This is a genomic window from Halomonas sp. 707B3 (assembly GCF_024158645.1).
Classification (GTDB): domain Bacteria; phylum Pseudomonadota; class Gammaproteobacteria; order Pseudomonadales; family Halomonadaceae; genus Vreelandella; species Vreelandella lionensis.
On record NZ_JAMZBE010000029.1, the window covers coordinates 19805 to 30474 of the forward strand.

Annotated in this window: 11 protein-coding genes; 4 read left to right on the forward strand and 7 right to left on the reverse strand. The window is 57.0% G+C overall.

Annotation, left to right across the window (positions count from 1 at the left end; all coding sequences use genetic code 11):
* Positions 1–61: 61 nt before the first annotated feature.
* The 3 genes from ssb to BIS10_RS06095 all read left to right on the forward strand — a co-directional run bounded on the left by ssb (position 62) and on the right by BIS10_RS06095 (position 2355).
* Entirely contained in the window at positions 62–655 is a 594-nt protein-coding gene (gene ssb / locus BIS10_RS06085; RefSeq protein WP_253503459.1) for a single-stranded DNA-binding protein, read from the forward strand.
* A gap of 75 nt (positions 656–730) precedes the next feature.
* A complete protein-coding gene (locus tag BIS10_RS06090; RefSeq protein WP_062360473.1) occupies positions 731–1624 on the forward strand; it encodes a sugar nucleotide-binding protein in 894 nt (297 codons plus the stop codon).
* On the forward strand, positions 1621–2355 hold the full coding sequence (locus BIS10_RS06095; protein WP_253503461.1) for a 1-acyl-sn-glycerol-3-phosphate acyltransferase: 735 nt from the start codon (positions 1621–1623) through the stop codon (positions 2353–2355). Before BIS10_RS06090 ends, BIS10_RS06095 begins: the two co-directional genes overlap by 4 nt.
* 61 nt (positions 2356–2416) lie before the next feature.
* Here BIS10_RS06095 and fabB read toward each other — a convergent pair whose 3' ends face one another.
* Entirely contained in the window at positions 2417–3634 is a 1218-nt protein-coding gene (fabB, locus tag BIS10_RS06100) for a beta-ketoacyl-ACP synthase I (RefSeq protein WP_253503463.1), read from the reverse strand.
* A 12-nt stretch (positions 3635–3646) separates the two neighbouring features.
* Complete coding sequence (fabA, locus tag BIS10_RS06105) at positions 3647–4162, reverse strand: 3-hydroxyacyl-[acyl-carrier-protein] dehydratase FabA (RefSeq protein WP_228168895.1); 516 nt, start codon at positions 4160–4162, stop codon at positions 3647–3649.
* Between the two features lie 270 nt (positions 4163–4432).
* On the opposite strand from fabA, the gene BIS10_RS06110 reads away from it, so the two are divergent.
* Positions 4433–6271 (forward strand): bifunctional diguanylate cyclase/phosphodiesterase, encoded by a 1839-nt coding sequence (locus tag BIS10_RS06110; protein WP_253503466.1) that lies wholly within the window; start codon positions 4433–4435, stop codon positions 6269–6271.
* On the opposite strand, the gene BIS10_RS06115 is transcribed toward BIS10_RS06110, so the two are convergent.
* The 5 genes from BIS10_RS06115 to BIS10_RS06135 form a co-directional block, all read right to left on the reverse strand.
* Positions 6272–6799 carry a DUF2878 family protein gene (locus BIS10_RS06115; protein WP_253503469.1) on the reverse strand — a complete coding sequence of 176 codons (528 nt, stop codon included), beginning with the start codon at positions 6797–6799 and terminating at the stop codon, positions 6272–6274.
* Positions 6800–8068 (reverse strand): cyclopropane-fatty-acyl-phospholipid synthase family protein, encoded by a 1269-nt coding sequence (locus BIS10_RS06120; protein WP_253503472.1) that lies wholly within the window; start codon positions 8066–8068, stop codon positions 6800–6802. It abuts the gene before it with no gap.
* A complete protein-coding gene (locus BIS10_RS06125) occupies positions 8065–8829 on the reverse strand; it encodes a DUF1365 domain-containing protein (protein WP_253503475.1) in 765 nt (254 codons plus the stop codon). Before BIS10_RS06125 ends, BIS10_RS06120 begins: the two co-directional genes overlap by 4 nt.
* Positions 8826–10175 carry an NAD(P)/FAD-dependent oxidoreductase gene (locus tag BIS10_RS06130; protein WP_253503478.1) on the reverse strand — a complete coding sequence of 450 codons (1350 nt, stop codon included), beginning with the start codon at positions 10173–10175 and terminating at the stop codon, positions 8826–8828. The genes BIS10_RS06125 and BIS10_RS06130 overlap by 4 nt, the downstream gene beginning before the upstream one ends.
* Positions 10172–10670: SDR family NAD(P)-dependent oxidoreductase (locus BIS10_RS06135; RefSeq protein ID WP_253503481.1), on the reverse strand; the 499-nt coding region annotated here is incomplete at its 5' end. The genes BIS10_RS06135 and BIS10_RS06130, both read right to left, overlap by 4 nt.

Genomic DNA, 10670 nt, shown 5'->3' on the forward strand with positions numbered 1-10670 from the left:
CTAAAAACAGCAGGTAGCGACCTACTCAGTTATTTGTCCGATTACGTAAAGGAGCGACCTCATGGCGCGCGGTATTAACAAAGTTATTTTGATTGGCAACCTGGGCCAAGATCCTGAAGTGCGATTCACCCCTTCTGGCACGGCGGTAGCAAATTTAAACCTAGCCACTTCCGATACCTGGATGGATCGCCAAAGTGGCCAGCGCCAGGAGCGCACCGAGTGGCATCGCGTGGTGCTATTCAACAAAACCGCTGAAATCGCCCAGCAGTACCTTAAAAAAGGCTCAAAAGTGTATATTGAGGGCCGCCTGCAAACGCGCAAATGGCAGGACCAGAACGGTCAAGATCGTTACAGCACGGAGATCGTGGCTAACGATATGCAAATGCTGGATAGCCGTGGCGGCGACTTCCAGGGCGGTGGAGCCCCGCAGGGTGGCTACGCTCAGCAGGCCCCGGCTCAGCAAGCGCCTCCTCAACAGAACTATGGCCAAAACCAGCCCCAGCAGGGCGGCTACCCGCCTCAGGGTGGGGCTCCTCAGCGCGGTGGACAGCCAGCGCCGCAGCACCCGCAGCCGGCACCGAATAACCAAAACAACAGCTATGGCGCCCCCGATCCGGGCAATTTTGATGATTTCGACGACGAAATTCCGTTCTAAAAAGCACCTTACACACGTTCGTCGATGCGTGGCGCAGTTGCCGCCACGGTTTTGGGTTGAGGGGGAGAGGCTGTCTTGAAGCTGCTGATACTAGATGCCGGGCACTGCTTAAGTTTAGCGCTAGCCCGTGAAGCGAGCCGGCGCGCGGATACCGAGCTAGTCATTGAGCAAGGCCTTGCTGTTTCGCCGAGTCAGCTACAGGCGATAGCGCCCGATGCGGTGCTCATTCCCCCGCTGGCGCACCCGCTGAGCATGACGCCCGCCGAGGTGAAAGCCCATGCGGATGCCGTTGATCGCTGTGTGGATGCCTGCCAAGCCCAAGACGTGGCGTTGGTGTGGTGTGTCTCGGATCAGCTCTATGAAGAGGGATTTGATATCCCGATTGATGAGCATGTCGTGCCTGCCCCACGTGATGAGTGTTTGCGTCGATTGGTGCAAACAGGCGATCGTATCCGTGCCGAATACCATCGCCATCTGATTGTGCGCTTAGGGCCGCTGTTTGCGTTGGAAGGTAGCCACGCCTGGCTGAGTGAAATTATCGACAGCTTTATCACGGGGCAGACGGTGCGCGCAGCAGAGGACGTAGTGTTTTGCCCCACCTCTGCCGACGCGGTCGCCATGGCGTTGATTGGCATGCTACAGCAGCAGGCCTGCGGCGCTGACGCCTGGGGAGCCTATCACTTGGCGGGCACTGAGCCGGTCAGTGCGTTCACTTTTACATCAATGGTGCGTACTCAGCTGGCCACTCACCTAGAAGGGCGTGGCGAACATATTGATTTAGGGGAGATACAGGCCCTTAATCATCATCACGACGCCAAGCTGCGTCGGGTATTAAACTGCCGTCGAGTGTTGGATGTTTTTGGTGTGCATCAAAAACCTTGGCGGCTGGAAGTGGGACGCATGCTGGATGCGTGGTGCTTAACCCGTGACCAGCAGCGTGATGACGTTGGGACAGGAGAATCAGTTTGATCAATGTGGTGCGCAGCCTGGTGTTCTATGCGGGTTATTTTACTGCCATGCTGCTTATTGGCGTTCTGTTTCTACCCATCGCGCCGTTTCTGCCGTTGGCGGGTCGCTATCGATTGTTAAACCTCTATAACTACTTTTTGGTGGTTTGGTTTCGCATTGCCTGTGGCGTGCGCTATGACATTCAGGGGCGAGAGAATATTCCGTCAGGGCCCTGCGTAATTCAGGCGAACCACCAGTGCGAGTGGGAAACCGTATTTCTGCAGGTAATGAAGCCGCCGGTATGTACTGTGCTAAAGCAGGAGCTACTGCGCTTTCCCATCTTTGGTTGGGGGCTGCGTCTGCTGCGCCCGATTAGTCTTGATCGCTCAAAGCCAGCCCGCGCCATGAAGCAGGTACTTACTCAGGGTGTTGAACGCTTAGGCACAGGCCTTTCCGTGCTGATTTTTCCCGAAGGTACTCGCGTTTCCCCCGGCGTGCGTAAGCGCTACAACAAAAGCGGTAGCGTGGTGGCGTGCCGTGCAGGTGTGCCAGTCCTGCCGGTGGCACACAACGCTGGTGAGCGCTGGCCTGGGCGGCACTGGGTAAAGCATCCAGGTGTACTGCGGGTGCGCATTGGAGCGCCCATTGAGACCTCCGGGCGTACGCCCGATGAAGTCTTGGAAGATGTAGAGGCTTGGATAGAGGGTCAGCTACAGGAAATTTCAGAGGTGCCACGGCCAGCGTCTCGCTAATCGTTTTATAACGCAAAACGGCGCCTCGAAAGGCGCCGTTTTTATGCTGCTTAAGTGCTGATCAACCGTTATAGCGCTGGAAGACTAAGCAAGCGTTCGTACCGCCAAAGCCAAAGCTATTAGACAGCACGCGGTCGATGGTGACGTTATCGCGACGCTGGGTCACAATATCGAAGCCATCGGCCTGCTCATCCAGCTGATCAACGTTTGCCGAGGCAGCTACAAAATTGTGCTGCATCATCAACAGTGAGTAGATGGCTTCTTGTACGCCTGTTGCTCCCAGGGAGTGGCCCGTTAGCGACTTGGTCGAGCTCATAGCAGGCGTTGAGTTGCCAAACACATTGCGGATGGCCTTCAACTCAGCCACATCACCAACCGGCGTAGAGGTGCCGTGGGTATTGATATAGTCGATATCGCCCTGCACGGTCGCCATCGCTTGGTGCATACAGCGTGTAGCACCTTCGCCAGAGGGAGCCACCATGTCGTAGCCATCAGACGTTGCGCCATAGCCCACCAGCTCGCCGTAAATCTTCGCGCCACGAGCTTTGGCATGCTCCAGCTCTTCAAGCACCAGCATGCCGCCGCCGCCAGCGATCACAAAGCCGTCGCGCGCCTGGTCGTAGGGGCGAGAAGCCTTGTCAGGCGTGTCGTTGTAGTGGGTGGAGAGGGCGCCCATTGCATCAAACAGGCACGAGAGCGTCCAGTGCTCCTCTTCGCCACCACCCGCAAACACCACATCTTGCTTGCCTAGCTGGATCTGCTCCATGGCATTGCCGATACAGTGAGCTGAGGTTGCACAGGCGGAAGAGATTGAGTAATTCACACCTTTGATTTTAAACGGCGTTGCCAAGCACGCAGACACTGTGCTGCCCATGGTGCGGGTAACACGGTAGGGGCCTACGCGGCGTAGGCCTTTCTCGCGCATGGCGTCGGCAGCTTCAACTTGGTTGGCGCTTGATGCACCCCCCGAGCCTGCAATCAGCCCCGTACGCACATCAGAAACCTGGGCTTCAGTTAGCCCGGCGTCTTCGACTGCTTGAGCCATGGAGACATACGCATAGGCTGCTGCGTCGCCCATAAAGCGGCGCAGTTTGCGGTCGATTAACGCGTCCAAGTCGATATCAACGCTGCCTGCTACATGGCTACGGAAGCCACGCTCAGCGTACTCTTCCTTAAAACGAATACCGCTGCGCCCGTTTTTGAGCGCGTCTAGGACCTGTTGCTGGTCGTTGCCTAAGCACGACACGATGCCAAGGCCGGTGACTACCACTCGTCGCATGGGAGCCTCCTGTTAGAAATTCGCAGTGGAGGTGAATAGGCCAACGCGCAGGTCATTAGCCTGGTAGATGTCGCGTCCGTCAACGGACACAGTGCCGTCGGCAATGCCTAGGATAAGCCGACGAGTAATAACGCGCTTCATATTAATGCGATACGTCACTTTTTGTGCGTCGGGCAAAATTTGGCCGCTGAACTTCACTTCGCCACAGCCTAGCGCACGGCCACGGCCAGGATGGCCAAGCCATCCCAGATAGAAGCCCACCAGCTGCCACATCGCATCAAGCCCTAAGCAGCCGGGCATCACGGGGTCTCCTGGGAAGTGGCAATCAAAAAACCACAGATCAGGTGTGATATCCAGCTCGGCGATCAGTTCGCCCTTGCCATGCTCACCGCCTTCTTCGTGAATGTGCTTAATGCGATCAAGCATCAGCATGTTAGGAGCTGGCAACTGTGCATTGCCGGGGCCAAATAGTTCGCCGCGCGAGCATGCCAGCAGTTCTTCGCGATCAAAGGAATGTTGCTTGGTCACTGAATCGTTCCGAGTATGAAGATGGTTGTTGCGCCTAGTCTACTTCCCGAAACCGCTGAATGCACGTCGCGGGCGGCTTATCGTAACGTTCTAACACTTTTTAATGGGTTGCCGATAACCCAGGTTACCTTATTGTGCTGTTCGGATTAGTGAATTCGCCCAATAAACGGTGTATTGACGTAATATGCTCTATCCAAGATTTTAGTGAGACGGCATGATGTCGTCATCGTTTATTTTTATTAGTGACTGATTAGGACAACAAGAATCGCCATGTGGCTGCCTGTCTCTCTTAATCGCCCGTTGGTATGGGTGGCGCTGATGGCGCTACCTGCCTGCGTGTGGATCCCCGATGCGGCGCTGCGTATGGTCGCGGCTAGCTTCGTTACTTTAGGCTTGTGGGATGCCTGGAACCAAGTGCGTCAGCAGCGTCTACGCCTGCGTCTTTCACAGGATGCGTTGGGGTTGTCTGGTGATGCGATGGTCATTAGTGATGTCCAAAACCGTGTGCTAGCGGTGAATCCGGCGTTTACCGAAATTACCGGTTATGAAAGCCAAGAGATGATAGGCCGAAAGCTAGACACCCTGGCGGCTCAGCGCCATGACAAAGCGTTTTATGAAAACTTTTGGAGCACCCTAAAAGCCACTGGGCGGTGGGAAGGCGAAATGTGGAACCGTCGCAAACATGGCGATGAGTACCCTGAATGGCTCAAAGTGCGTGCCGTCACCGACAAGCGAGGCAAAATCACCCACTTTATCAGCTGGTTCTCCGATATTTCGGCACAAAAAGCTCGTGAGAACGATTTAAGACGTATCGGCTATGAAGATCCGCTAACAGGCCTACCTAACCGGCGTCGCTTGCATGACTTAATGGCGTCCAGGCTGCGCCACCTGCGTGCAGGTGAAAGCTTGGATATGGCGCTGATTGATATTGACGGACTTAAGTCGGTTAACGATAGCTTAGGCGTTGAGCAGGGCGACCGGCTGCTGGCTCGATTTGCCCAGCGGCTCACCAGCTATATGGCGGGAAGCGTAGTGGGGCGGCTGGGTGGTGATGAGTTTATGGTGATTCGCACCACCACCTTTGATGACCACGACAAGTGGCTAGGGAATCTGCGCGACCATATGTGCAGCCCCTTCGAGATTAATGAGCAGTCGCTGCGATTAGGCCTCACCATTGGTAGCTGCCGTGCGCCGGAAGATGGTCAAGATTCCAGCGTGCTGTTTCAGCGTTTAGAGTCAGCGCTTTACAGCGCCAAGCGGCTGGGTCGCAACCACAGCCTGCGGTTTCGCCCCGCGCTGGATAAGCAGGATAATCCCCAATTAGCATTAGTCAGCGACCTGCGTGCCGCGCTGATCTCCGGTGACCAGTTAGAGCTTCACTACCAAACCCAACACCATCCCGGTAGCGGTGAGTTGGTAGGTATGGAAGCACTGCTGCGCTGGCGTCACCCCAAAGGTGGCATGATATCGCCGGGAGAGTTTATTCCCCTGGCCGAGCGTCACGGCTTGATGGCAGAGTTAGGCAGTTGGGTGATCGAAAAGGCCTGTGCTCAGCAAGCGCACTGGCAAAATAGCGGCATGCCGAAGACCACTGTTTGGGTCAATATCTCTGCCCTTCAGCTCTTTCAGGGCGATCTAGAAACCCAGCTTGCCACCTGTCTTGAGCGTTACCAGCTAGAGCCGTCACAACTTGGTTTGGAGCTGACCGAATCGGTGTTACTAGACGAGCGAGCAGGGGACATGGGGCCACGTCTGCAGGCACTAAGAGAGCTTGGCTACTCAATCGCTATTGACGACTTTGGCACCGGTTACTCGTCGCTGGGGTATTTGAAGCGGCTGCCAGTAGATAAAATTAAATTAGATCGCGCTTTTATCAGCGAGTTGCCCAACGATCAGGCAGATGCCGCGATTGTTACAGCGGTACTAGCCATGGCAAAAGGCATGGGGCTGGAAGTGATCGCCGAAGGAGTCGAAACCCAGGCCCAGTGTCAGTTCCTGGTAGAAACAGGCTGCACCCTGGTACAAGGATTTTACTTTGCTAAACCGATGCCCGCCGCCGAGCTTGAGCAGCGCTGGGCACCGCTACCGCAGGCAGAAGGCGCACATTAATTAATCACTAGCGGCTAAACGCTGAATGTAACGGCTGATGCCCCAGCAGAGCGCTGCCCAGATGACGGCCTGTGCTGGAAGTAGCCACGGTGCCAAGCTAACGTTTGCCAGCGCTGCACCGCCTAAGTAAGAGAGCGGCCCGCTAATCGCACCGCACACGGCGGCCACTAGTGGGTAGCGCCACAGCCAAGCCAGGGAGTGAAATACCAGGGTGGCGAACAGGGGCCACAGCATCCATAACCACAGCGGCAATAAACCCGCTATTAACGTCTGCTCGCCAAAATCAAAACCGCCCGCCAAGTGCAGCCCACCGTCTAACACCAGCCCCAGCAGGGCAAAAGCTGCGATAAAGCGCCATTCTCCTGGCTGGGCGCAGCGCCAGAAATGCCAGCCAAGCAGTACCGCCCCCGTTAGCGCGGCGACCCAGGAGCCGCCCAATACGCACAGCAGCCAGCCGGCTTCAAAACGCAATGCGTTGAACAGCATCATGCGCAGCGGAGTTTGCCGTGGCGCAGGCTGTGCAGCCATTTACAAGGCTCCGGTAAGCGGCACGGGCTTAGCTGCGGGCTTTGCTAATAGTAGGTGGCAGGTGCCGATGGAGCGCTCAATAAAGCCCCCTTCGCAGTAGCACAGATAGTAACGCCACATGCGAATAAAGCGCTCATCGTAGCCCTGGTTGCGTACTTGATCGAGGCTCGCCTCAAAGCGGTGGCGCCACTCCCGTAGCGTACGCGCATAGTGCTGACCAATCTCGTCAAGGGCGACCACGTTCAGCGACGTTTTACGCATCACGCCAGAGAGCATAGCGTGGTGGGAGGGCAAAAACCCGCCGGGGAAAATGTAGCGTTTGATAAAGTCCATATCCCGCTTGGCCTCTTCAAAGCGCTGGTCACGAATGGTGATCGCCTGCAGCATGGCCTGCCCATCGTCGGTCAGCAGGCTGTCCACCTTCTCCAGATACGTATTGAGATACTGGTGGCCAACCGCTTCGATCATCTCCACGGAAATCAACCGGTCAAAACGTCCGGTGAGTTCGCGGTAATCCTGCTTAAGCAGGGTGATTTTATTTTCCAGCCCCTCTTCTTTGATGCGCTTGGCCGTATGCGCGTGCTGCTCTTCGGAAATCGTGGTGGTGGTGACGCGGCAGCCACGCGTTTTTGCCGCGTGTATGGCCAGCCCGCCCCAGCCTGTGCCAATTTCCAGCAGGTGGTGCTCAGGCCGCACATCCAGCTTTTCTAGCATGATATCGAGCTTGTAGGTAGAGGCCTCCTCCAGGCTGGCTTCCGGATAGGGGAAAACGGCGCTGGAGTACATCCAGTGGCGTTTATCCAGGAACGTCGCAAACAGGTCGTTACCAATATCGTAATGGGCGGCGATATTGCGCTTAGAGCCGGACAGGCTGTTGCGCTGGAAACGGTAAACAAGCCCCAGTAGCCAGCGGGTAAAGCGCGCGCTACCGTTCTCCATATTGCCGTTGACGTGCTCCAGGTTCGCCGCAAATAGGCGCACCAGAGCCACCAAATCATCGGCATCCCAATCGCCATCCATATAGGATTCCGCAGCGCCGACCGTGCCGCCAAAGGCAAGCCGTTTCCAAGCGCGGGAGTGTCGGATCACCACGGTCACCTGGATTTCTCCCTCCTGGCCTAGGTGGTGGCATTGGTTGCCTTCAATCAGCGTAATTCGGCCGCCGCGAAAGGCACCCAGCTGCGCCATTAAGCGCGGCTTTAGCCAGCGGGTGAAGCGATCTTGACGCGCTGGCTGACTGTTGGGGGGTGTGGTACGCAGGGTGGTCACTTTGAAGTCTCCTTGCGCTTAGGGTGGTTATAAACGGGGATGCACTTAAGCCATAGGCGAAGCGCTTCAAAATGGATTCCCGCGACCGTTTTCAGACTCATCCAAGGGTGCTTGGCGAGGGTTCCCAGCAGCACATCGCGCGTGGCGGGCGCTGCCTCAAGGGTGAGCGTGGCATCAAAATGAAGCTGCTCGTGCTGCCAGTTTTCCATGTGTAGATAGAGCTGCTCGCCGGGGGCGTTGAACTTCCAGCGGTAAGTCATCTCCATGGGATTAAACGGCGATACGTGCATCGCTTTGGCAAAGCTTGCCTGATGGGTATGACGGCCAGTCTCAACGTGGCAGGCGTAGCAGGTGCGCTCTCGCCAGGGCATATTGGTGACTTCGCCTAATACAGCCGCTAGGCGGCCATGCTCATCGTAAGCGTAATACATCGTAATCGGGTTAAACATCGTGCCCAGGATGCGTAGCTGGGTCAGCATGCAGATCCGCCCGCTGGGAGCGCTGCCCAGCTGGCGGGTTAGCTCTTCACGCACGGCGGTACGCAGTGGCCGGTCAGTAGGGGCCAGATAATCTTCGCGGCGAAAGCGTGCCAGTGCAGGCCTGCGGGCGCTAAACCCAGGCACGCCGTCGAACAGCGTCGGCAGCTCATCAAGGTCGAGCCAGGCCATCCACACTTGGTAGCTAAATGCATGAGTCTTTGGCGTAAAGCGGCGGTGGCGTAGCGCACCGCGATAGATGCGCGAACGCGGCGCGGCAATCATCCCAGCCCCTCCCCCACGCTATTAGGCATCAGTTCATGCGCAGGTAGCGCGGTAGGCCTGGCAGGTGGCTCTGCTGCTTCATCGCAGCCGAGCGCCTGCGCCACGCGTAGCGCGCTCCAAACGCCGTCTTCATGAAAGCCGTTGCGCCAATAGGCACCGCAAAAGTGAGTGCGTCGCGCTACGGACGAAATTTCATCGTGGCGCATTTGCGCCGCTTGGCCCGCCAGGGTGAACTGGGGGTGGGCGTAGGTGTAGCGTCCCAACACCTTGGCAGGGTCGATGCTGTCTGAATCGTTGAGCGTGACGCAGAAGGTGGTATCCGCCTCTAGGCATTGCAAGATATTCATGTTGTAAGTCACTGAGACGCGCTCATCGACACCTCGCCCGTCCAAGCGGTAGTTCCAGCTTGCCCAAGCGCGCTGACGCCGGGGTAGCAGCGCTGTGTCGGTATGCAGCACCACCTCGTTATCCTGGTAGGGCATCGCCGATAGAATATCGCGCTCGGCAGGTGTCGCATCGCCTAACATGGCCAACGCTTGGTCGGCGTGGCATGCCAACACCACCTGATCAAAACGCTCGCTGCCTTGGGCGGTTGTAATGGTCACGCCGGTATCGCTGCGAGTAATGTTGGTCACCGGTGTATTCAGGCGAATACGTGCGGCATAGGGAGCGGTCAGCGCCGGAATATAGCGCTTTGAACCGCCTATCAAGGTGTACCACTGGGGGCGGTGATTCACCGACAGCAGCCCGTGGTTACGGAAAAAGCGCACAAAAAACGTCAAAGGAAAGGCGCGTAAGTCGCCGATGCTGGCTGACCAAATGGCAGCTCCCATGGGGAGTAGGTAACGGCGCTGAAACGCCTCTCCATAGCCGTGTTGGTCAAGGTACTCACCCAAAGTCATGTCGGCAGGTAGCCGCTTGCTCTCAAGGGCGGCCGTGGCCTGCTTGTTAAAGCGCAAAATGTCGCTGAGCAGGCGATAGAACGAGGGGTTGAGCAGGTTGCGCCGCTGGGCGAACAACGAGGCTAGCGTATGGCCGTTGTACTCAAAGTCCACATCCGTCTCGTGAACCGAAAAGCTCATTTCAGTGGCTTGGCTGGGCACGCCAAGGGTGGCCAGCAATCGCTGAAAGTGCGGGTAGGTCCAATCGTTGAAAACGATAAATCCAGTGTCGATGGCGTACGGCGTGCCGTTCACCTCAACGTCCATGGTGGCGGTGTGGCCCCCTAGCCGGCTATCGGCTTCAAACAGAGTCACCTCATGCTGAGAGGAGAGGTACCATCCGGCAGCCATGCCGCTAATGCCGCTGCCGATGATAGCGATGCGCTGTGACGCTGAGGCGCTCATGAGTGCTCCTTGGTTTGCCGCGTCATACGCAGGCCAATCCACCGCCGCAGGGCAGGGGGTAAAATGCCCAAGCATTTCACGATATAGGTGAAGCGCCGTGGAAAATGAATATCCAAACGTCCTTTTGCGAGCCCAGCAATAATTGCTTCGGCAGCTTCATCGGCAGTGACTTGCATGGGCATGGGAAAGTCGTTGCGGTCGGTAAGCGGCGTTTTCACAAAGCCTGGGTGAATCAAGCTCACGTCAATCCCTTCCTGGTGAAGATCAAGGCGCAGAGACTCCAAGAAGTAACTCACGGCGGCTTTTGAAGCCCCGTAAGCCTCCGCGCGGGGCAGCGGCAGATAGGCCGACGCGCTCGAGGTAGCGGCCAAGCGGGCAGGTTTGCCCTCTCGGCGGGCGGCACGCAGTAGCGGAAGTGCGGCTTCAACGCCGTAAAGCGTGCCAAACAAGTTAGGAGTAAAAACGCGCTCGACTAGCGCCATATCGAAGTGTCGG

Coding starts and splice junctions, on each gene's coding strand:
- BIS10_RS06125 (WP_253503475.1), bottom strand. CDS start 8,829: ATGATTGCCGCGCCGCGTTCGCGCATCTATCGCGGTGCGCTACGCCAC.
- ssb (WP_253503459.1), top strand. CDS start 62: ATGGCGCGCGGTATTAACAAAGTTATTTTGATTGGCAACCTGGGCCAA.
- BIS10_RS06130 (WP_253503478.1), bottom strand. CDS start 10,175: ATGAGCGCCTCAGCGTCACAGCGCATCGCTATCATCGGCAGCGGCATT.
- fabB (WP_253503463.1), bottom strand. CDS start 3,634: ATGCGACGAGTGGTAGTCACCGGCCTTGGCATCGTGTCGTGCTTAGGC.
- BIS10_RS06115 (WP_253503469.1), bottom strand. CDS start 6,799: ATGGCTGCACAGCCTGCGCCACGGCAAACTCCGCTGCGCATGATGCTG.
- BIS10_RS06110 (WP_253503466.1), top strand. CDS start 4,433: ATGTGGCTGCCTGTCTCTCTTAATCGCCCGTTGGTATGGGTGGCGCTG.